Origin of the sequence: Actinoplanes sp. NPDC049802 (assembly GCF_040656595.1) — a bacterium.
Lineage (GTDB): Bacteria > Actinomycetota > Actinomycetes > Mycobacteriales > Micromonosporaceae > Actinoplanes.
Map to the genome: position 1 here is coordinate 21053 of NZ_JBFAMR010000040.1, position 21950 is coordinate 43002.

Below are 21950 nucleotides of genomic sequence, written 5' to 3' on the forward strand. Positions count from 1 at the left end.
ATGACTGCGACTTTGCCCGCCGCGGACATCGCGCCCGCGAGACCCGGCGCCGCGACGCTCAAGGGCCACTGGATCGACGACTGGCGGCCCGAGGACCGGGAGTTCTGGGAGGCCGGCGGTAAGCGGATCGCCAAGCGCAACCTGATCTTCTCGATCTTCTCCGAGCACATCGGCTTCTCGGTGTGGTCGCTCTGGTCGGTGATGGTGCTGTTCCTGGGCCCGCAGTACGGCTTCGACCCGGCCCAGAAGTTCCTGCTCACCGCGGTTCCCACCCTGGTCGGCGCGGGTCTGCGGATCCCGTACACGTTCGCGGTGGCCAAGTTCGGCGGCCGGAACTGGACGATCATCAGCGCGTCGCTGCTGCTCGTCCCGTCGGTGCTGATGTCCTTCATGATCCAGCCGGGGGTCGAGTACAACACCCTGCTGATCCTGGCGGCGCTGGCCGGCGTCGGCGGCGGCAACTTCGCCTCCTCGATGGCGAACATCAACGCCTTCTACCCGGACCGGCTCAAGGGCTGGGCGCTCGGCGTCAACGCCGGCGGCGGCAACATCGGCGTCCCGGCGGTGCAACTGGTCGGCCTGTTCGTGCTCGCGGTCTTCGGCGCCGACAACCCGGGCCTGGTGGCCGGCATCTACATCCCGCTGATCGTGATCGCGGCGCTCGGCTCGGCCGTCTACATGGACAACCTGACCCAGGCCCGCAACGAGAAGGGTGGCATGCGTGCCGCCGCCAAGGAGGGCCACACCTGGATCATGTCGCTGCTCTACATCGGCACGTTCGGGTCCTTCATCGGCTTCGGGTTCGCGTTCGGCCAGGTGCTGCAGGTGCAGTTCGCGGAGACGTTCAACACCCCGATCAAGGCCGCCTACCTGACCTTCCTCGGCCCGCTGCTGGGTTCGCTGATCCGGCCGTTCGGCGGGGCGCTGGCCGACCGGCTCGGCGGCGCGAAGGTCACCTTCGTCAACTTCATCGCCATGGCGGTGGGCGCCTCGATCGTGCTCTTCGCGGCGCAGCAGCGGTCGCTGCCGCTCTACCTGGTCGGCTTCATCTCGCTGTTCATCCTCAGCGGACTGGGCAACGGCTCGACCTACAAGATGATCCCCGGGATCTTCAAGCAGAAGTACGCCGGTGACGAGCACCAGGCCCGCCGGATCTCCGGCGCGGTCATCGGCATCGCCGGCGCGATCGGTGCGGTCGGCGGGGTGCTGGTCAACCTGGCCTTCCGCCAGTCGTTCCTGACCTACAAGGACGCCGAGGCCGCGTACATCGCGTTCATCGGGTTCTACGCGCTCTGCGTGCTGGTCACCTGGGTGGTGTACCTGCGGCCGGCGGCCCGCGCCAAGATCGCTGTCTGACGTTCCTCTTTCAGCCGAAGGACCCTCCCCTTTTCGGGGGAGGGTCCTTCGGCTGTCCGGGGTGGGTTTTCGGGATAGATCACTCGAACGTGGTCTGCGTGGTTCGAGGCCCCGAGCCGGGATGATCCATACGATCCATCTTGTCCAGAAATTACCCTTTCTTGTGGAAAGAGTGATCCGATGAACAAGATGACGCGAGCGTTCGTCATGACCGGTGTCGCTGCGGCGGCCGGCCTGACGATCTCCGCGGGCCCGGCCGCGGCCTCCCCGGCCGGCTCCTCCGCCGCCGCCGACTTCAAGCCCAAGCACACCGCCACCCAGCAGAGCGCCTTCCCGCGCCGGGACCGGATCGTCGGCTTCTACAACAGCCCGCGGACCTGCCACCGGATCGGCAAGACCGGCGTCTGGCAGGACCGGTGGGAGCGGTACACCTGCTTCCGGGTCTACCGCGGCTTCCACCGCGGCGACTGGGCGCTGAAGGTCTCCTACGGCTGGAACTCCAACCACCACGACCGCGACTGGAACGGCGGCCCGGACAACCACCACTGGAACAACGGTCCGGGCGACCGTGACCAGGGCCCCCGCGGCCCGTGGAAGAACAACTGAGCAGCAGCTCGATCGGCCGAGGGCCGCACCCGATCACCGGGTGCGGCCCTCGGCCGTTCCCGAATCCAGGACGGGTGTGTCCGTTCGCAGGTGGCGATCGCTGTAGCCGAACAGGATCAGCCGAAATTCCCACAGTCCCTCCATGACACCGGTGGGTCGGACGGCTCGGAGGCCGGATGGTGCCGTGTTGCCTGTGGGGCGGGGCCGGCGTTCGCCGTGATGCCTGCGTTGAGAACGTGACACCCGTGGTGGGTGTGATGACACCCGTGGTGGGTGTCGTGTGTCTGGGACGTATATAGCCGTGATCCGTGTCCTGTCTCCTTGGATGGAGGGGCTGGTTTCGCAGTGAGCTGCGAACCGGTGATCGTCGCGGTGGTTCCGTGTCTCGGCTTTCCGCTACCCGGCACCCGCGAGGTCTGGCCCGGTGACCGGGCCAGACCGGATAAGGGCCGGTAGCGAGCCGTCCCTCAAGGACAGCAGGGATGTCAGCGCTCACGGCCGGCCGGGATTGCTCTGGGACCGTTCGGCTGGCGCCGGGTCCTGTCCCACCGGTGTTGAGGCAGCGTCTGGCCACGTCGCGGCCCGGTCATCACCTTCTCGGGGAACGGCTAGTTCACCGCCGGGCGGGGACGGCGGCCCCACAGCACCAGGCCGGCCAGCAGCATCGCCCCGCCGAGGGCGACCATCGCGGCGGCCGCTCCGGTGCGGGCGCCGCCGTCCAGGTGGGAGGCCACGATCCAGCCGCCGGAGATGTCGAAGACCAGCACCATGAGGCCCTGCGGGATCACCGGGATCCAGCCGACGGTCAACAGGCCCAGCGCCCAGGCGGTGGTACGGTTCTCGCGGTGCCAATCGGCGTCCCACCGCATCGGGATGGGCGTCTCCGGCGGGCGCGTGTGCTGCCCGGCCGCGGTCAGCACCTCGGCGCCGCGATTGGCGAGCCGGTCATCGGCCAGCCACGCGCCACCCCACCAGGCGGCGGCGCCGGCCGCGAGCCCGGCGAGCGGAGCGATCCAGCGCAGACCCTCCGAACCCCAGACCAACACCGCCATCGGTACGGACGACGCGACCACAGCCGCACCGGAAGCCACCAGCACGCTGATCATGTCGGTCGGGTTGTCCGCGGCGGTCGGATGCCGGGGGTCGGGCACCGGCCGGACCCGCAACAGCGACACCCACACCGGAACCGTGGCCCCCGCACCCAGAACCGCCGGCAACACCGACAGCGCCGGCAACGGGTCGACGACCGGAGCGGCCAGCACCCCGGCGACGGTGAGCAGCAGCGCGATCGGTGTGATCAGAAGCAGCAAGGCGAGTGCGCGTCCCCGCACTTCGGCCCGCTCGCCGCCGGGCATGGTCAACGGCATCCACAGCGCGGTGCCGTCCAGCCCGACGAGCCCGGCCGACATGGCCGCCGCCCACAGCGCCGCGAGGACGCCGGCCCACGGCGTGAGGATAGTCAATGTCCGGACCTCAGGGGTTCCCATCGGTCGTCGTTGATGGCAGCGTGTCGACATGGGATGGAGAAGATCTTTCACCGTGACGCTCGTCGCGGCGATCGTGGCGGCCTCGGCGGGACCCGCCGGCGCCTCCGCGGCCGCGCCGTCGTTCGGCTATCTGCAGCCGGGCGGCCAGCCACGCCTCGTCGAGAAGGTGCCGGTCAACGTGGTGTTCGTCGGCTACGAGCCGGCCCAGGTGGCGAAGACCGGGTTCCTCGCCGAACTGGCCGGTGAGTACGAGCCGGTGGTCCGCTCCCGGCTGTGGTATGGCGTGACCGAGAAGCTCGGCATCAAGTACCGGTACGACTACCGGCTCACCTACACCCGCAAGGCCTACGAGGACCAGCTGTTCAAACAGCTCGGCAAGCTCGCGAAACCGGCCCCGCTGACCGCCTACCAGCAGGCCTACAACGACCAGGCCAACAACGTCCTCGACGTCGCGGGCAACCACACGATCGACGCGCCGAGCGTGGAGAAGTGGCTGGCGTTCAACCCGCCGGCCGGTGTGGACACCCGCCGCAACACGATCTTCTTCATCAACTGGCACGGCCGCTCCGACTTCAAGCACCACGTCTACACCAAGACCGGCGAGCCGGACCCGGACACCGGTTACGACTTCGGTGTTCAGCGGGACAGCCGTAAGATGATCGCCTGGGGCGGCACCACGGCCGACGACGAGGAGACCGGTCTGGGCGCCACCCGGCGGGTCTGGTTCCACGACCTGTCGGCCGGCCCGGAGGGGTGGACCGGCAACTTCGACGTCGACAACCCGGACCTGGACGGCGACGGCGTGCCCGACTACCGCATCCCGCCGGTGTGGGAGTACGCGGCCGGCGCCTACCGGTCCCCGGCGGCGCTCTCCGGCGACCTGGGCAAGCTGACCCGTTACGTGGCACTGAACCTGCTGTTCACCACGTCCCCGCTGTACCCGGTGGAGCTGCCGGCCGCCGAGCCGCCGCGGACGCTGAACCTGGACGACAACACGTACGAGGGCTGGCCCGGTGTCGACGCGTCGGAGAAGTACATCTCGGAGAAGCTGCTCGTCGACGAGCTGTCCGAGCTGCGCTGGCGCAACAGGCTCAGCTACGACTCGCAGGATCTGCCGTACGACGCCCGCGCCGAGGAGTGCTACCTCGGGGTGCTGACCGACGAGTCGTGCTACCCGGACACCGGCTATCCGGCGATCGCCAACCTGTACCTGTACAACACCGAGAACCTCGACCGTGCCCTCGACGACCAGGGCCGGGTGGACTACGAGATCCCGATGTTCAACTACGCGGTCGGTGAGGGTGTGGAGACGCCCGGCCTCGGGTTCGCCGACGACAACTACGTCGACGGCGACCAGAGCTACGTGTTCTCGTTCATCTCCCCGGACGTGGTCTCCCGCGGTTACGGCCTGACCACCACGCAGATCCACGAGGTCGGTCACCACCTGGGCATGAGCCACCCGCACGACGGCTACGACAGCGCCACCGGCGTCGACTACGGCGCGTCCGGCGACTTCTGGTTCGCCAACGCCGGCGACGAGAACAACTCGATGATGAGCTACATCGACGTGAACTGGGACTTCAGCCAGTTCGACCGGGACAACAGCGACCGGTTCCTGACCGCGGCGTACTGGGAGGCCGCGAACCGGCTGGCCGCCACCGTGCCGAACGGCAAGGGCCGCACCGCGCTGAAGGCCGCCGACCTGCTGCTGGGCGGCGCGTCGAAGGCGTTCGCCGCGCACGACTACCGGGCCGCGTACGCGCTGGCCGACAAGGCCTACAGCACGGTCGCCGCGATTCCGGGCGCCGACGTGGGCTCGGTGTCCACACAGTTGCGCGCCGAGGCCGAGCAGGCCCGCAAGTCCAGCAAGATCCACGACACCCACGAGTTCATCGACACGCTGGCCCCGGAGAGCCCGCGCAGCCAGCCCTGATCCGCGCACGCCGGCCCCGCAACCCCGGGGCCGGCGTCACCCTCGCCGATCGCCGAAGCCCGGCTCGCCGGCGGAAACCCCGTGAGTGGTCCCTCAGGGATCGCGGAGGCGCGCTCCGGACCACATCTCGGCAAGGTACGAGCGGAGCGCGGCCGTCCGTTCCTCGGCGTGTAAGTGGCGGAGAGCCGTGCGGTCATTTCTCCATGACGCGCCGCGACGTGTCTTGACCTCAACATATGTTGAAGGCCGAGGCTGGCCGCATGACTGAGACGACCGTTTCCGAGATCCCCACCGACACCACCGCGGGCGGCGAGCCGCTGCGGCTCGCGGTGATCTCCGCAAGCGTCCGTGACCAGCGGATGGGCCGCGCCCTCGCCGAATGGGCGGCCTTCCGTGCCGCCGCCACCGGCGCCGAGGTCGACCTCATCGACTGCGCCGAGTGCGGGCTTCCGGACGACGGTGAACTGCGCCCCGGTGGCAGCACCGGATCGCCGGTCGCCGAGCGCATCGACGCCGCCGACGCGTACGTGCTCGTCACCCCGGAGTACAACCACAGCTATCCGGCGAGTCTCAAGCGGCTCATCGACTGGCACTACCGGGAGTGGATGTTCAAACCCGCCACCGTCCTGTCGTACGGGGTGCAGGGCGGCCTGCTCGCCACCGAACACCTGCGTGGCGTCCTCGCCGAGCTGCACGTCGTCACCACCCGGCGGGTCGTCGGACTGAGCCGCCCGTGGTCCGACCTGAGCCCGGCCGGATACTCGCCGCCCACCGACGTGACCGAGGCGTTCGGGGCGGCCCTGCACGAGCTGACCTGGTGGTCCGGTCTGTTGCGCACGGCACGCCGCGAACGCCCGTACGCCCGTTGACGTCCGCGACGAGCCCGGCCGGGGGACCGGATCCCCGGGCCGGGCGATCGGGCTGACGGTCGTCCTCGGCACCACGGTCACCGCGGTGGCCGTCCCGGCGATCGTGTCCGGCCGGGACGCGCCACTTCCGGCCGCCCGGTGGGTGACCGCCGGGCACCTGTCCGGCCCGGTGGCGGTGATCCCGCTCGCCGGACGGGCGCCGGCCCGCCTGGCTGCGGGCGCGAACGGTGGCGTGGCGCATGACGGCCGGCATCCGACGGTCCGGCTCATCGGGTGCGCAGGCCGGCGACCAGCAGGGCGGCCATCCGGCGCGGGTCGTAGCGGTCGTCGCTGCCGGCGCCGATGCAGAGATTCCCGACGGCGCGCATGAGCTGGTAGGCGTCCACGCCGGGGACCACCTGGCCGGCCGTGACGGCGGCGGCGAGCAGGGTGTCGCAGACCGGGACGAGCCGGTCCAGGAAGTACGAGTGCAGCGTCTCGAAGGTGGCGTCACCGGAGCGCAGCGCCTCGGGCAGGCCGTGCCTGGTGATCAGGAAGTCGACGAACAGGTCGATCCAGCGGGTCAGTGCCTCGTGCGGGGTCACGTTGCCGGCGAGCAGCGCGGGGCCGGCCTCGGCGCACGCCTCCACCTGGTGCCGGTAGACGGCGACGATCAGGTCGGCCCGGGTGGGGAAGTGGCGGTAGATCGTGCCGACGCCGACGCCGGCGCGTGCGGCGATGTCGCGGACCGGGACGTCGACTCCGGACACGACGAACGCCGCGGCGGCCGCGTCCAGCAGCGTCTGCTCGTTGCGGCGGGCGTCGGCCCGTTTGCGAGGCGCGGCGGTCACCTGTCACTCCCGTCACTCGGGTTGTTAAACGGAACATGGTTCCGTATGTTGTTTAACGGAACGCGGTTCCGTTTCCGCCCACGTTACCTGAGGAGACCGCCATGCAGTACCGCACCCTCGGCCGTACCGGTGTGCAGGTCAGCACGCTCGTGCTCGGCGCCATGAACTTCGGCCGGATCGGTGACACCACACAACGGGACGCCGACGCCATGGTCGGTGCCGCTCTCGATGCCGGGATCAACCTGATCGACACCGCCGACCGGTACAGCGACGGCCAGTCGGAGGAGATGGTCGGCAAGGCCATCGCCGGCCGCCGCGACGACATCGTGTTGGCCACGAAGGCGGTCATGCCGATGAGCGAGAAGCCCAATCACCGGGGTTCGTCGCGCCGCTGGCTCTACACGGCGCTCCACGACAGCCTGCGCCGCCTCGGCGTCGACCACGTCGACCTGTACCAGATGCACCGGTGGGATCCGGCGACCGGCGACGAGGAGACCCTGTCCGCGCTGACCGACCTGCAGCGGGCCGGGAAGATCCGCTACTTCGGGTCGTCGACGTTCCCGGCGTACCGGATCGTGCAGGCCCAGTGGGCGGCCCGGGAGCACCGTCTGAGCCGCTACGTCACCGAGCAGCCCAGCTACTCCATCCTCCAGCGCGGCATCGAGGCCCACGTCCTCCCGGCCACCCAGGAGTACGGGATGGGCGTGCTGGCGTGGAGCCCGCTCGCCTCGGGCTGGCTGTCCGGGGCGGTCCGGGCCGGACGGGAGATCACCACGAACCGCTCGGCGGTCCTGCCCGAACGCTTCGACCTCACCATCGCGTCCAACCGGGCGCGGATGGACGCCGTCGAACGGCTCGCCGTGGTCGCCGACGAGGCCGGGCTCACGATGATCCAGTTGGCTCTCGGGTTCGTCACCGCGCACCCGGCGGTGACCGGCGCGATCATCGGCCCGCGCACCATGGGGCACCTGGAGTCGCAGCTCGCCGCCGCGGACACGGTGCTTCCGGCGGACGTGCTGGACGCGATCGACGCGATCGTCGCTCCCGGCACCGACCTGGCCGCGCACGAGAAGTTCGACACCCCGCCGGCCCTGCTCGAATCGGCGCTGCGCCGACGCTGAGGTGGCAGCACAGCCCGGCGGCCGCGTCGCGGGCCCGGCCCGGCAGACCGTCGCGGGGAGCTCCGGGAACGGCCAACGTGCGTTTGGGGGGCGCTTCTCCCCGTACCGGAGAAAGGTTGAAGGCCGCACCCTCGCGCGGAGAGTGCGGCCTTCGGGGTCTTGCGGAGAGATCAGCCCTTGACGCTGCCCGCGAGCAGACCGCGGACGAAGTAGCGCTGGAGCAGGAGGAACACCGTCACCGGCACGACGATCGACACGAAGGCGCCGGCCGAGAGCAGGTGCCAGGCCGTGCCACGGGTGCCGCTCAGGTTGGACAGCTGCACCGTCATCGGTGAGATCTCCGGCGAGCCGGCGAACGTCAGCGAGATCAGCAGGTCGTTCCACACCCAGAGGAACTGGAAGATGCCGAACGCGGCCAGAGCCGGCGTGAGCAGCGGGAACAGCACCCGGAAGAAGATCGCTACGTGACCCGCGCCGTCGATCCGGGCGGCCTCGATGAGGCTGGCCGGAACCTCCTTGATGAAGTTGTGCAGCAGGTAGATCGCCAGCGGCAGCGCGAACGTGGAGTGCGACAACCACAGCGTCCAGAACGTGTTGGCCAGGTCGGCCTTCACGTAGAGCTGCAGCAGCGGCACCAGGGTGACCTGGAGCGGAACGATCTGCAGCGCGAAGATCGCGATGAACAGGAAGTTCTTGCCGGGGAAGTTCATCCACGCGAACGCGTAGGCGGCCAGCGACGCCAGGCACAGCGGGATCACCACCGAGGGGATGGTGATGACCAGCGAGTTCAGGAAGAAGTCGGCCAGGTTGATGCCGCCGTCGTCGAAGACCGCCCGGTAGTTGTCCAGCGTGACTTCGGGGTCGGAGAAGAACGTCCACCAGCCGGTCCGCTTGATCGCCATCTCCGGCCGGAACGAGGAGATGAGCAGGCCGAAGGTGGGGATCGTCCAGAGCACGGCCAGAACGACCGCGGCGAGCGACGCCCACGGCGAGGTGAGCCGCCTCTTCGCGGTCGCCGCGGCGGACAGCTTCTTGGCCTCCGTCGTCGACACCGGCGTGGTGGTGAGAGGAGCTGCGGTGGTCATCACGCCTCCGAACGGCGAAGCTGGCGGATGTTGTACACGACGATCGGGATCACGAGGACGAACAGCACCACCGCGAGCGCCGAGCCGAGGCCCTTGTCGTTGCTGCGGAAGCTCTGGCTGTAGAACTCGTTGGCGATCACGTTCGTGTCGAACCGGCCACCGGTCATGGTCTGGACGATGTCGAAGACCTTCAGGGTGCCGATCGCGATGGTGGTCAGCACGACCACGACCGCCGGGCGGATCGCCGGCAGCGTGACGAACCGGAACATGCCCAGCGGGCCGACGCCGTCGAGACGGGCGGCCTCGATGATGTCGTCCGGGATCGCCTTGATGGCGGCCGACAGCACGGTCATCGCGAAGCCCGCCTGGATCCAGATCATGACCACGATCAGCAGGAAGGTGTTCAGCGGCGACTCGATCAGCAACTGCACCGGCTCGCCACCGAGCCAGACGATGACCTGGTTGACCAGGCCGATCTGCTCGACGTTGCGCTGGTCGGGGCGGTACTCGTACATGAACTTCCAGATCACCGACGCCGCGACGAACGAGATCGACATCGGCAGGAAGATCAGCGCCTTGGCGAACGACTCCATCCGGGCCTTGTCGACCAGGATGGCGTAGAGCAGGCCGATGGCGGTCGCCGCGAACGGGGTGACCAGCACCCAGAACGCCGTGTTCCGCAGGATGATCAGCTGCTCGGCGTCGGTGAAGATCTTGGTGTAGTTGTCCAGGCCGATGAAGTTGCTCAGCGAGGCGTCGAAGAACGACTGGTAGATGGTGCGAACACCGGGGTAGAGCAGCCCGACGCTGAGCATCAGCACGGTCGGGAGGAGATAGAGCGCGGCGACCGCACGGTCGCGTTTACCGGAGACCCGGCTGGCTGCGAACAGGATCAGGCCGACGACAGCGGCGAACAACAGGATCGCTGCGAACATCTGCAGGATCTTGTCTGAGGTGGTGGAGGCGGTGGTGAACACGCGGCCCGTTCCTCCTTGGCTTGGTCCAAGTGAGAGGTTGAGTGAAGAGGAAAAATCGGCGAACCGCCAGGGCCGGCCGGGTATGAACCCCCGGCCGGCCCCAGTGCTGCTAGTTCGTCACTTGGGCCAAGAGTTCTCGATGTTGGTGAGGGTGGTCTTGGTGTCCTGGCCGGTGATCCACGCCGTCGTCTGCTTCCAGAACGAGTTGGAGCCGACCGCACCCGGCATCATGTCCGAACCGTCGAAGCGGAACTGCGCCTTCGGGTCCTGCAGGATGCCGGCCGAGAGCTGGTCGATCGGGTTGGTCAGGTTCGCCGGGTCGAGACCCTTGTTGGCGGAGACCCAGCCCGAGGAGACCTTGGCCTTGGTGTTCGCCCACACGTCGCTGGACAGGTAGGTCTGGAAGGCCTTGACCTCCGGACGGTCCGCGAACGCCAGGACGAACTCACCGCCGCCGAGGACCGGCTTGGTGGTGGCGTCCTTGCCCGGCAGGTAGAAGGCGTAGATGTCGCCGTCCTTGGCCACCTTGGTGCCGGCCGGGAAGTTGGCCGCGTAGAAGCTGGCCTGGCGGTGCAGCGAGCACTGGCCCTCGAGGATCGGCAGACCCGCGTCCTGGAAGGTGGTGCCGGCGATGCTCTTGACGTCGCCGAGGCCGCCGTTCACGTACTTGTCGTTCTTGAGGTAAGCGCCCACCTCGTCCAGGGCGGCGGTGGCCTCGGGGCCGTTGAAGGGGACCTCGTGCTTGACCCACTTGTCGTAGGTCTCCGCCCCGGAGAGGCGGAGCATGAAGTCCTCCATCCAGTCGGTGAGCGGCCAGCCGGTCGCCTCACCGGAGCTGATGCCGGCACACCACGGCTTGCCGCCGTCCGCGACGATCTTGTCGCTCAGCGCCTTGAGCTCGTCGAGGGTGGTGGGCTCCGCGTAGCCCTTGTCCTTGAACTCCTTGGGCGAGTACCACACCAGGGACTTCACGTTGGCGCCCAGCGGCGCGGCGTAGAACTTGCCGTCGACCGTGCCGTACGCCTTCCAGTCGGCGCCGAAGAACTTGTCGACGTTGGCGGCGGTCTCGGCCGGAGCCTCGACGGCCTTGCCGGTCTTCACCAGGTTCTGCAGCAGACCCGGCTGCGGCACGAACGCGACGTCCGGCGGGTTGCCGGCCTCGGCGCGGACCAGGATCTGCGTCTCGAAGGCCTTGTCGCCCTCGTACTTCACCGTGACGCCGGTGCACTGCTCGAATGGCTTGTAGGACTCCTTGTGCGGGGTGTCCTCGGGGGTGACGATGCCGGTGTAGATCGAGACCGTCTTGCCCTTCAGGTCACCGAACGCCGCGTAGGGCGAGCAGTCGATGGCCGCCGCCGACGCGCCGGTGCTGGCGCCGTTTTCGGATTCGTCACTGTCGCCACAGGCGCTGAGGCCGAAGACCAGGCCCACGCTGAGGGCGCCGGCGAGTGCGACTCGGGACCGCGAACTCCCACGTTGAACGAACATACCGCTCCCTATGTCATATAGCGCCTCCGGCGTCTGACGACGCCGCCGTCCGAAGCGCTTCTTGACCAACAGTCAAGAGGTAACCAGCAAGTTGCGCAATGATTTCAGCGCGATCGAGTCGGTAACGATATCGCTGCGACCCATCGGCACCTTAACCGGTTAAGGTGATTGGCGGAAGAGCCTATCTCTCGTCGGCTTTTCCCGTCAGGACTTTTCCGTATTTAAGCGGACCATACCGCTGGATGAGTCGGTTTTGTTGGCGTTCGGGGTAACCGGCTTCCGCGTCAAGTGGCTATGGCCGGTCAGACCCGGGTCCACAGTCCCAAAAAGATAACCGCCGTGATGCCCGGAGGCGTCACGGCGGTTACCGGCGTACTGACGTACGCCTTCGTCTAGCGGGCGACGGCGAGGTACTTGTAACCCATCCGCCGCATGCGTTCGGGGTCCAGGACGTGCCGGCCGTCGAGCACCACCGGATTGCGCATCAGGCCGACGAACTTCGACCAGTCCAGCTCCAGGTACTGAGCCCACTCGGTGACCAGCACGACCGCGTCGCAGTCGGCGAACAGGCCGTCGATCGTCTCGCTCAGGTACGGCGCCAGCTCCGGCTGCTCGGTGCGGAACCGCTCGGCCGCCACCGGGTCGTGCAGCTTCACCCGGGCGCCGCGGGCCAGCAGCGAGTTCGCGATGTCCAGTGCCGGGGCGTCCCGCAGGTCGTCGGTGTTCGGCTTGAACGCCAGCCCGAGCAGGCCGATCTTGCGGCCCTTCAGGATGCGCAGCTCGTCCTGGAGCCGCTCGACCGCGATGGCGCGCTGCCGGGTGTTGACCTCGCGGGCCGCCTTCACGATCGGCATCTCGAGGTTGTACTCGGACGCGGTGGCGATCAGCGCCTTGGTGTCCTTGCCGAAGCAGGAGCCACCCCAGCCCACGCCGGGCTGCAGGAACCGGGAACCGATCCGCTGGTCCAGGCCCATGCCGCGGGCGACCTCGGTGATGTCCGCGCCGACCTTGGCGGCGAGCTGGCCGATCTCGTTCGCGTAACTGATCTTCAGGGCCAGGAACGCGTTCGCCGCGTACTTGATCAGCTCGGCGGAGGCCAGGTCGGTGGAGACCAGCGGCACCGCGTTGGAGTCCTCCGGGCGGGGCAGGAAGGTCGGCGGCGTGAAGGTCTGGTTGATGATCGGCCGGTAGAGGCGGTTCAGCACCTCGAGGCTGCGCGGGTTGTCCGAGCCGATGACGATCCGGTCCGGGTAGAGGGTGTCCGCGATGGCGTTGCCCTCGCGCAGGAACTCGGGGTTCGACGCGACCGCGAACTCGACGCCCGCCGGCCGGTCCTCACGGGTGGCGAACGAGTCACGCAGGATGGCGTCGACCCAGTTGCCACTGCCGATCGGCACGGTGGACTTGTTGACGACCACGGTGAAGTCGTGGTTCAGCGCGTGCGCCACGCTCTCCGCGGCGCCGCGAAGGTACCGCAGGTCCGGGCTGCCGTCCGCGGCCGACGGCGTCTGCACCGCCACGAAGACCACGTCGGCGTGGGGCACGGCCTCCTCGTACGACGTCGTGAACGTGAGGTTCTGTGCCGCTTCGGCGAGCAGGTCCTCCATGCCGGGTTCGTAGATCGGGCACTTGCCACCGCGCAGCATGTCGACCTTGGCCTGATCCAGGTCGACACAGGTGACCTCATGCCCGAGGAACGCCAGGCTGACGCCCGTGGTAAGGCCGACATAGCCGGTACCGACAACGCAAACCTTCATGCAATCTCCTCCGCCGCTATGCCGGTCCGCGGTCACGCCACGTATCGGGGACGTGGCTTACCGACCTCTCGTCGGAGCCGGCCGGCCGGTGCCGCCGATGGCACCGACCTGCGTGTTCCGGCCGAATGATACACATCCTTTACGCCTGACTTTTGTCACTGAATGTGGCCTTCATGCCCCTGGTGTTCCCGCTCCGCCGCGAGCCGAACCCGGAGCGCGAGGAGACCGGCCGAAAGTTTCCGGCTCTTGACAGGAAGATGACGGCGAACGACGCTGCTGGGAGCGCTCCCACTCACATGTGTCTATGGAAGGGCTCCGTATGCGAAGGTCCCCCGGAGGCGTGGTCGCCGCCGCGCCCGGCCCGAACTTAGCCCCGGCCGCCCTCACCGAGCCCCGCACCTGGCAAAACAACGGCCGGGACCCCGGCAACGGCACCGTCCCGCGCTGCACCGGTGAGAGAGACGCCGGGCAGCGGACCGCCCCGCCGTTCACGGTCGGCGGCAGAACGCCCGGCCGCGAACGGCTCGCGGCCGACCCGCGGAACCACCGGAACGTCTATTTCGCCGCCGAGGGCGGAAACGGGCCCCGGTGGGGCGGCGCCGCGGTCACGGCCGTGACCGCCGGCTACCACGGCCCCCTCGCGTCCGGGGCGTCCACCCTGTTCGGACTCCCCGGCGGCACCACCGGCACCACCGATCCCGTCCCGTCCCCGATCACCTGTTCCACCACCCCGTAGGCCGGCTCCCGGGCGGCTTCCCAGACGCCGCCCGCAAACCCGGCGGAGAGGAACATCCCCCGTGAGTCCATTGAGACAACGCCTGCGACGCAGGCTGGCCGTCACCGGCGTCGCCGTTCTCGGCGCCGGAGCGGTCCTCGCGGCCGGCGCCCCGGCCTATGCCGCGGCCGGCTGCACGGTCGTCTACAAGGTGCAGAGCCAGTGGCCCGGCGGCTTCACCGGCGACATCCAGATCAAGAACACCGGTGACCCGCTGTCCACGTGGAAGCTCGAGTTCGACTTCCCGGACGCGGCCCAGAAGGCGGTGCAGGGCTGGAGCGGCGTCTACAGCCAGACCGGCCGGCACGTCACCGTCGGCAACGCCGCCTGGAACGGCTCGCTGGCCACCAACGCGACCGTGGGCACCGGCTTCAACGGCACCTTCGGCTCGGCGAACCCGGTGCCCACCGCGTTCACCCTCAACGGCACGGCCTGCAACCAGACGGCGAACGCGCCGACCGTGGCGATCAGCAGCCCGGCCGCCGGCACCCGCTACACGGCGCCCGCGTCCATCCCGGTCGCGGCCACCGCCACGGCGGCTGCGGGCCAGACCATCAGCAAGGTCGAGTTCTACCACGACGGCCTGCTGCTGGGCACCGACACGAGCGCGCCGTACGCGTACACCTGGGACGGCGTTCCGGCGCAGAGCGCCGCCTACCACCTCCAGGCGATCGCCTACGACAACGCCGGCATCAAGAGCAACACCGCCGACGTGCCGGTCTTCGTCGACGCGGCCACCACCCCGGCGATCGTCGCCGACGCCACCTCGCTGGCGATCAACCCCGGCGCGAGCGGCTCGTTCAAGATCGCGCTGAGCAAGGCGCCGACCGCGAACGTCACGGTGGCCGTGGCCCGCAGCGCCGGGTCCACCGCGGTGACCGCCACCCCGGCGACGCTCACCTTCACCCCGTCCAACTGGAACACCGGCCAGGCCGTCACGGTCGCCGCGTCCGCCTCGGCGGCGATCGGCGCCACCGCCACCATCTCGGCCACCTCCACCGGCTACACGGCGGCGCAGCTCGGCGTCACGGTGGTCGAGGAAGGCTCGGTCGACGCCCGGTTCACGCAGCTCTACAACGACCTGAAGAACCCGGCGAACGGCTACTTCAGCCCGGAGGGCGTGCCCTACCACTCGGTGGAGACGCTGATCGACGAGGCGCCCGACCACGGCCACGAGACCACCAGCGAGGCGTTCAGCTACTGGCTGTGGCTGGAGGCCGAGCACGGGCAGGTCACCGGCGACTGGGCGCCGTTCAACAGCGCCTGGGCGACGATGGAGAAGTACATCATCCCGTCGCACGCCGACCAGCCGACCAACGCCAACTACAACCCGGCCAAACCGGCGACGTACGCGGCCGAATACCCCTCGCCGTCGCAGTACCCGTCCCAGCTCGACACCGGCGTCTCGGTCGGCACCGACCCGCTGGCCGCCGAACTGAGAGCGGCGTACGGCACCGACGACATCTACGGCATGCACTGGCTGCTGGACGTCGACAACACCTACGGCTTCGGCCGCTGCGGTGACGGCACCACCCGGGTCGCGTACATCAACACGTTCCAGCGCGGTCCGCAGGAGTCGACGTTCGAGACCGTGCCGCAGCCGTCCTGCGACACGTTCGCCCACGGCGGCCCGAACGGCTACCTGGACCTGTTCACCAAGGACTCGTCCTACGCCAAGCAGTGGAAGTACACCAACGCGCCGGACGCCGACGCCCGCGTCGTGCAGGTCGCCTACTGGGCCCTGCAGTGGGCCACCGAGCAGGGCAAGCAGTCGCAGATCTCGACGGCCGTCGCGAACGCCGCCAAGATGGGTGACTACCTGCGGTACTCGTTCTACGACAAGTACTTCAAGCAGCCCGGCTGCGCCTCCACCTCGTGTGCCGCGGGCACCGGCAAGAACGCCTCCAGCAACCTGATGTCCTGGTACTACGCGTGGGGCGGGGCGTACGACACCAACGCCGGCTGGGCGTGGCGCATCGGCTCCAGCACCAGCCACTTCGGCTACCAGAACCCGATGGCCGCGTACATCCTGTCCAACGTCAGCGCCTTCAACCCGAAGTCGCCGACCGCGAAGGCGGACTGGCAGGCCAGCCTCGACCGGCAGCTGGAGTTCTACCAGTGGCTGCAGTCGTCCGAGGGCGCCATCGCCGGCGGCGCGACCAACAGCTGGAACGGCAACTACTCGGCCCGGCCCGCGAACGTCCCGACGTTCTACGGTCTGGCGTACGTCGAGGCGCCGGTCTACGCCGACCCGCCGTCCAACCGCTGGTTCGGCATGCAGACCTGGTCGCTGGAGCGGCTCGCCGAGCTGTACTACGTGACCGGCAACGCCAAGGCCAAGGCCATCCTCGACAAGTGGGTGCCGTGGGCGCTGGCCAACACCACGATCGGGGCCGGCACCTTCTCGATCCCGTCCGACCTGGCCTGGTCGGGCGCGCCGGCCACCTGGAACCCGTCCAGCCCGGCGGCGAACACCAACCTGCACGTCGAGGTCACCAGCCACGGCCAGGACCTGGGTGTGGCCGGCTCGTTCGCCAAGGTGCTCACCTACTACGCGGCCAAGTCCGGCAACACGCAGGCCAAGACGGCGGCCAAGGGGCTGCTCGACGCGATCTGGGCGTACAAGGACGACAAGGGCGTGTCGGTGACCGAGACCCGGGCCGACTACAACCGGATGGACGACGTCTACGACGCCACCACCGGCCAGGGCATCTACATCCCGCCGGGCTGGACCGGCGAGATGCCCAACGGCGACGTCATCAAGCCGGGCGTCTCGTTCCTGGACATCCGCTCCTTCTACCGCAGTGACCCGGACTTCCCGAAGGTCGACGCCTACCTCAAGGGCGGTCCCGCCCCGACGTTCAACTACCACCGGTTCTGGGCCCAGGTCGACGTCGCCACCGGCTACGCCGACTACGCCCGGCTCTTCCCCCAGGGGTGACGATGAGACTGTTCAGATTCGCCGCGGTGGCCCTGTTCGCGGCCGCGGCCGGGATCCTGGCCCTGCCCAGCGGCCCGGCCCAGGCACACGGGGCGATCCAGATGCCCGGCAGCCGCACCTGGCTGTGCTACCAGGACGGCCGCAACCCGAACACCGGCGCGATCGAGCCCAAGAACGCGGCCTGCGCCGCGGCGGTCGCCCAGAGCGGCACCAACTCGCTGTACAACTGGTTCGCGGTGCTCCGCTCCGACGGGGCCGGCCGGACCACCGGGTTCATCCCGGACGGGCAGCTGTGCAGCGGCGGGACCGGTGGGCCGTACAACTTCAGCGGGTTCAACCTGGCCCGTACCGACTGGCCGCTGACCCACCTCACCTCCGGCGCGAACGTCCAGTTCAAGTACAACAACTGGGCCAAGCACCCGGGTACGTTCTCGCTCTACATCACCAAGGACGGGTACGACCCGAGTCAGCCGCTCGGCTGGGACGACCTCGAGCCCACCCCGTTCGACCGGGTGACCAACCCGGCGTCGAACGGCGGCCCGGGCACCGACGACGGCCACTACTACTGGAACGGGACCCTGCCGGCCGGCAAGACCGGTCAGCACGTCGTCTACTCGGTGTGGTCCCGTTCGGACAGCCAGGAGACCTTCTACGGCTGCTCGGACGTGGTCTTCGACGGCGGCAACGGCGAGGTCACCGGAATCGGCGGCGGGGGCACCACCAGCCCGTCACCGAGCATCCCGGCCAGCCCGTCCCCGAGCACCTCGGTGAGCCCGTCGCCCAGCACCAGCAACCCGGGCGGCGGAACGAGCGCCTGCTCCGGCATGTACAGCGTCGTCTCGGCGTGGAGCGGAGGCTTCCAGGGCGAGATCATGGTGCACGCCGGCACGGCGGCGGTGAACGGCTGGAACGTCTCCTGGACGTTCCCCGGCGATCAGAAGATCGCCCAGGTGTGGAGCGGCAAGTCCACCACCAGTGGATCCCTGGTGTCGGTGACCAACGAGAGCTGGAACGCGAGCGTCCCGGCGAACGGCCACGTCACCTTCGGGTTCCTGGCCACCGGCACAGCCGCGCCGCAGGTCCAGAACCTGACCTGCACCACGGGCTGACGCCCCGGTGACGGTTCCCCCGGCAGTGTGACGCAGGTCGCGCCGCCGGGGGCGCCGTACCTCCGGAGGCAGCTTGACGGGTCACCGACGATTTCCGTACGTTACCCGCATAACGAAGAAAAGCTCTCTTTTAGGTCGATCGGGTGAGGAAGACCCACCCGGTCCAGCCGGCCGGCTCACGGCCGGACGCGCGCTCACGCGCCGCGGCCTGTTGCTCGCCGGCGGCGGCGCGGCCCTCGTGGTGGCCACGCCCGGCGCCGCCGGGCAGGGGGCCGGCCCAAACCGGGAGCCCCCACGGGTGGGCACGTGGGCGGCGGCGCCCACCGCTGTCCCGGCGGACAAGATACAAACCCTCGGCGACCAGACGGTGAGGCAGGTCGTCCACGTCAGCGTGGGCGGCGATCTCCCGCAGGTCACCCTGTCCAACGAGTACGGCGCCGAGCCGGTACGCGTCGGCGCCGCCCGGATCGGGGTGCGCGCCGGCAGCGGGGCCTCCACCGCCACGATCCCCGGCAGCGACCGGCCGCTCACCTTCAACGGCGCGACGGCCACCGTCCTCGCGCCCGGGCAGGCACTGGTCAGCGACCCCGCCGACCTGGTCGTGACGGCCGGCGCCGACCTGGTGATCAGCCTCTACCTGCCGGAACGCACCCGGACCGGCACCGTCAGCCCCCGCGCGATGCAGCAGCATCTGGTCGTCGCCGGCGACGCCACCGGACGGTCCGACCCGGGCCCCGGCCGGACCATCACCCGGTACCTGTGGCTGACCGGCGTCAGCATCCGCGCGGTCCGGAACACCTCGGCGATCGTCGCTCTCGGCGACTCGATCACCACCGGCGTCAGGACCACCGGCAACGCCAACCACCGCTGGCCCGACCTGTTGGCCGCCCGGCTGCGCGCCGAAGGGCTGTCCCGCGGTGTGCTCAACGTCGGGCTCAGCGGCAACCGGCTGCTGTTCGGCTACGAGGACCCGACCGGCAGCGCGGACGAGAAGGCCTCCATCGGCGCGGCCGCCGTCCGGCGCTTCGACCGGGACGTGCTCACCCACCCGGGTGTGGGATACGTGATCACCCTGATCGGCGTGAACGACCTGGCCAACCCGCCGGCGCGCGGCGCGGCCGAGATGATCGCCGGACACCGGGAGCTGATCGCCCGGTCCCGGGCCGCCGGGCTGCGGGTGATCGGCGGCACCCTGCTGCCGTTCGGCGGCTCGTCGAGACGCTACGACACCCCGGCCAACCGGCGGACCCGCGACCAGCTCAACGCGTGGATCCGGGGCGGCGGAGAGTACGACGCGGTGATCGATTTCGACGCGGTGATGCGCGACCCGCGGAACCCGCGGCGCCTGAACCCCCGCTACGACTGCGGGGACGGGCTGCACCCCAACGACGAGGGCACCGCCGCGCTGGGCACGGCCGTGCCGCTGAACCTCTTCGCCGGCTGACCGGGGACCGGGGGCGGCTCCACCGGGCTCTGTCGCGCGGATCATGCGAGGCGGCGGCGTGGCCCAGGCGGTGTTCGACGCCTGAACCCCGCCTCGCTCCCACGCGATCCACGCGACAGAACCCGGCGGCCGCCCCCGGCGTCGCCCCCCACGGACGGTCCAGCGCCCACGACCCCCCGTGATCCTCGTGGACGCTGGACCATGGTGCCGAGGCACGTTTGCAAAATCCTTGCACTTCGGCAATCGTTCACGGTACGGGCGGGGGAGCTTCACGGGGGAACAACGGAATGCGCTGGCGGTTGCTGGGGCCGATGCGGCTGCACGACGAGAGAGCCGCACCCGGCGCGGAACCCGTCGACCTCGGACCCGGCAAACAGCGCTGCCTGCTCGCCTCCCTGCTGATGACCCCGCGCCAGGTGGTTCCGGCCGGCACCCTCGTCGACCGGATCTGGGGCGACACCCCGCCGCGCTCGGTCACCCCGCTGGCGCCGTACGCCACCCGACTGCGCCGCGTCCTCGACCAGGTCCCCGGCGCCGGCGCGATCCGTTACACCGCCGGCGGCTACCTGATCGAGTGCGAACCCGGTGAGGTCGACCTGCACGTCGCCCGCCGTCGGGTGTTCGAGGCCCGGGCCGCCGAGGAGGCCGGTGACCACGGGCAGGCCGCCCGGCTGATGCTCACCGCCCTCGACGACTGGGGTCCCGAAGCCCTCGCCGGGGTGCCCGGCGCCTGGGCCGCCCGGGTCCGCTACGCCCTGGCCCGGGAACGCCTCGACATGATCGCCCGGACCGGCCGCTGCGGGCTGCGCCTGGGCCGGGCCGAGGAGGTCGCCGAACGCCTCGGCCCGCACGCCGCCGAACACCCCACCGTGGAGAGCCTGGCCGCGGTGCTGATGGAGGCGCTGACCGCGGCCGGACGTCCGGCGCAGGCGCTGGAGGCGTTCGCCCGGGCCCGCGACGCCATCGCCGAGGAACTCGGCACCGAACCCGGACCCGAGCTCACCGGCCTGCACACCCGCATCCTGCGCGGCGAGACGGTCGTGCCGGCCACCCCGGCGACCCCGGCCACCATCCGGCCGCGGCCCGGCGCCCCGGCCACCACGCGGCCGCGCCCCGGCACCCCGGCCCAACTGCCCGCCGACGCCATCGCCTTCACCGGCCGCCGCGGCGAACTCGGCGAACTCGACCGCGCCCTGTCCGACGGCCCACGAAACGTGCCCGGCGCAGACGGGCCGGGGCCCGCGGACGACGGCGCCGGGCGCGGCCGGCGGCCGCGCGTCGCGGCGGTCACCGGCCCGCCCGGCGTCGGCAAATCCGCGCTCGCCGTGCACTGGGGTCACCGCGCCCGGCACCGCTTCCCGGACGGCCAGCTCTACCTCAACCTGCGCGGCTTCGACCGCGGCGGCGTGATGAGCCCCGAGGAGGCGGCCCGCAACCTGCTCGTGGCGCTCGCCCCGGACCGGCCCGTCCCGGCCGGGCTCGACGCCCGGACCGGGCTGCTGCGCAGCATCCTGGCCGGCCGCCGGATCCTGCTGGTGCTCGACAACGCCCGCGACGCCGGTCACGTGCGCCCGCTGCTGCCCGGCGCCGGCGACTGCGTCGTCCTGGTCACCAGCCGGGACCGGCTGACCGGGCTGGTCGCCTCACACGGCGCCATACCCGTGCCGCTGGACGCCCTCGATCCCGGACCGGCCGGTGAACTGCTCGCCGGCCGGCTCGGGGCGGGCCGCCTCGCCGCCGAGCCGTGCACGGTGGCCGCCCTGGTCACGGCCACCGCCGGGCTGCCGCTCGCCCTGGTCACGGTGGCCGCCCGGGCCGCCATGCGGGCCGGGCAGCCGCTCGGCGAGCTCGCCGCCGAGATCGCCGCCTCCCGGCTGGACGGACTCGGCTCCGCCGGTGACGACGAGACCGACACGCGGACCGTGTTCTCCTGGTCGTACCGGGCGCTCAGCCCGGCCGCCGCCCGACTGTTCCGGCTGCTCGGCGCCAACCCCGGCCCGGACATCTCCGCGGCCGCGGCGCGATCCCTGGCCGGTCACGACGGTGCGGGTCACGACGGCGCGGGTCATGGGAGCGCCGGTCACGACGGTGCGGGTCACGACGGCGCGGGTCATGGGAGCGCCGGTCACGACGGCGCGGGTCACGACGGCGCGGGTCATGGGAGCGCCGGTC

General features: G+C 70.1%; 16 protein-coding genes. 10 read left to right on the plus strand and 6 right to left on the minus strand.

Going from position 1 to position 21950, the window contains the following annotated elements; genetic code table 11:
- Both AB0I88_RS25410 and AB0I88_RS25415 read left to right on the plus strand, forming a co-directional pair.
- Window positions 1-1356 (plus strand): nitrate/nitrite transporter, encoded by a 1356-nt coding sequence (locus AB0I88_RS25410; protein ID WP_361029316.1) that lies wholly within the window; start codon window positions 1-3, stop codon window positions 1354-1356.
- Window positions 1357-1536: 180 nt separating this feature from the next.
- Window positions 1537-1962, plus strand: a complete 426-nt coding sequence (locus tag AB0I88_RS25415) for a hypothetical protein (protein ID WP_361029319.1) — start codon at window positions 1537-1539, stop codon at window positions 1960-1962.
- Between the two features lie 608 nt (window positions 1963-2570).
- Here the strand turns inward: AB0I88_RS25415 and AB0I88_RS25420 are convergent.
- Complete coding sequence (locus tag AB0I88_RS25420) at window positions 2571-3425, minus strand: hypothetical protein (protein WP_361029322.1); 855 nt, start codon at window positions 3423-3425, stop codon at window positions 2571-2573.
- A gap of 76 nt (window positions 3426-3501) precedes the next feature.
- Here AB0I88_RS25420 and AB0I88_RS25425 point away from each other — a divergent pair, with 76 nt between their 5' ends.
- Together AB0I88_RS25425 and AB0I88_RS25430 are read left to right on the plus strand one after the other, a co-directional pair.
- Complete coding sequence (locus AB0I88_RS25425) at window positions 3502-5382, plus strand: hypothetical protein (RefSeq protein ID WP_361029325.1); 1881 nt, start codon at window positions 3502-3504, stop codon at window positions 5380-5382.
- Between the two features lie 260 nt (window positions 5383-5642).
- Complete coding sequence (locus AB0I88_RS25430; RefSeq protein WP_361029328.1) at window positions 5643-6251, plus strand: NAD(P)H-dependent oxidoreductase; 609 nt, start codon at window positions 5643-5645, stop codon at window positions 6249-6251.
- Between the two features lie 266 nt (window positions 6252-6517).
- On the opposite strand, the gene AB0I88_RS25435 is transcribed toward AB0I88_RS25430, so the two are convergent.
- Window positions 6518-7081, minus strand: a complete 564-nt coding sequence (locus AB0I88_RS25435) for a TetR/AcrR family transcriptional regulator (protein WP_361029332.1) — start codon at window positions 7079-7081, stop codon at window positions 6518-6520.
- A gap of 101 nt (window positions 7082-7182) precedes the next feature.
- Between AB0I88_RS25435 and AB0I88_RS25440 the strand changes: the two genes are divergently transcribed.
- Complete coding sequence (locus tag AB0I88_RS25440) at window positions 7183-8202, plus strand: aldo/keto reductase (RefSeq protein WP_361029335.1); 1020 nt, start codon at window positions 7183-7185, stop codon at window positions 8200-8202.
- Between the two features lie 170 nt (window positions 8203-8372).
- On the opposite strand, the gene AB0I88_RS25445 is transcribed toward AB0I88_RS25440, so the two are convergent.
- The 4 genes from AB0I88_RS25445 to AB0I88_RS25460 all read right to left on the minus strand — a co-directional run bounded on the left by AB0I88_RS25445 (window position 8373) and on the right by AB0I88_RS25460 (window position 13509).
- Window positions 8373-9287 carry a carbohydrate ABC transporter permease gene (locus tag AB0I88_RS25445; protein ID WP_361029338.1) on the minus strand — a complete coding sequence of 305 codons (915 nt, stop codon included), beginning with the start codon at window positions 9285-9287 and terminating at the stop codon, window positions 8373-8375.
- Window positions 9287-10264, minus strand: coding sequence for a sugar ABC transporter permease (locus AB0I88_RS25450; RefSeq protein ID WP_361029341.1), 978 nt, complete (start codon window positions 10262-10264; stop codon window positions 9287-9289). Before AB0I88_RS25450 ends, AB0I88_RS25445 begins: the two co-directional genes overlap by 1 nt.
- A gap of 117 nt (window positions 10265-10381) precedes the next feature.
- A complete protein-coding gene (locus tag AB0I88_RS25455) occupies window positions 10382-11752 on the minus strand; it encodes an ABC transporter substrate-binding protein (RefSeq protein WP_361029344.1) in 1371 nt (456 codons plus the stop codon).
- 392 nt (window positions 11753-12144) lie between these two features.
- Entirely contained in the window at window positions 12145-13509 is a 1365-nt protein-coding gene (locus tag AB0I88_RS25460; RefSeq protein WP_361029347.1) for a UDP-glucose/GDP-mannose dehydrogenase family protein, read from the minus strand.
- A 319-nt stretch (window positions 13510-13828) separates the two neighbouring features.
- Here AB0I88_RS25460 and AB0I88_RS25465 point away from each other — a divergent pair, with 319 nt between their 5' ends.
- The 5 genes from AB0I88_RS25465 to AB0I88_RS25485 all read left to right on the plus strand — a co-directional run.
- Window positions 13829-14245: a hypothetical protein gene (locus AB0I88_RS25465; protein ID WP_361029350.1), complete on the plus strand. Its 417-nt coding sequence runs from the start codon at window positions 13829-13831 to the stop codon at window positions 14243-14245.
- A gap of 70 nt (window positions 14246-14315) precedes the next feature.
- On the plus strand, window positions 14316-17225 hold the full coding sequence (locus AB0I88_RS25470) for a glycoside hydrolase family 48 protein (protein WP_361029436.1): 2910 nt from the start codon (window positions 14316-14318) through the stop codon (window positions 17223-17225).
- Window positions 17226-17227: 2 nt separating this feature from the next.
- A complete protein-coding gene (locus AB0I88_RS25475; protein WP_361029353.1) occupies window positions 17228-18334 on the plus strand; it encodes a lytic polysaccharide monooxygenase in 1107 nt (368 codons plus the stop codon).
- 298 nt (window positions 18335-18632) lie between these two features.
- On the plus strand, window positions 18633-19778 hold the full coding sequence (locus AB0I88_RS25480) for an SGNH/GDSL hydrolase family protein (protein WP_361029356.1): 1146 nt from the start codon (window positions 18633-18635) through the stop codon (window positions 19776-19778).
- 287 nt (window positions 19779-20065) lie between these two features.
- Window positions 20066-21950, plus strand: a 1885-nt coding sequence (locus AB0I88_RS25485) for a BTAD domain-containing putative transcriptional regulator (RefSeq protein WP_361029359.1), incomplete at its 3' end; no start/stop codon positions are given.

Bases quoted from the DNA above. Each gene is read 5' to 3' on its own strand.
- AB0I88_RS25440 (WP_361029335.1), top strand. From the start codon at position 7,183: ATGCAGTACCGCACCCTCGGCCGTACCGGTGTGCAGGTCAGCACGCTC.
- AB0I88_RS25465 (WP_361029350.1), top strand. From the start codon at position 13,829: ATGCGAAGGTCCCCCGGAGGCGTGGTCGCCGCCGCGCCCGGCCCGAAC.
- AB0I88_RS25430 (WP_361029328.1), top strand. From the start codon at position 5,643: ATGACTGAGACGACCGTTTCCGAGATCCCCACCGACACCACCGCGGGC.
- AB0I88_RS25410 (WP_361029316.1), top strand. From the start codon at position 1: ATGACTGCGACTTTGCCCGCCGCGGACATCGCGCCCGCGAGACCCGGC.
- AB0I88_RS25415 (WP_361029319.1), top strand. From the start codon at position 1,537: ATGAACAAGATGACGCGAGCGTTCGTCATGACCGGTGTCGCTGCGGCG.
- AB0I88_RS25445 (WP_361029338.1), bottom strand. From the start codon at position 9,287: ATGACCACCGCAGCTCCTCTCACCACCACGCCGGTGTCGACGACGGAG.
- AB0I88_RS25460 (WP_361029347.1), bottom strand. From the start codon at position 13,509: ATGAAGGTTTGCGTTGTCGGTACCGGCTATGTCGGCCTTACCACGGGC.
- AB0I88_RS25475 (WP_361029353.1), top strand. From the start codon at position 17,228: ATGAGACTGTTCAGATTCGCCGCGGTGGCCCTGTTCGCGGCCGCGGCC.
- AB0I88_RS25455 (WP_361029344.1), bottom strand. From the start codon at position 11,752: ATGTTCGTTCAACGTGGGAGTTCGCGGTCCCGAGTCGCACTCGCCGGC.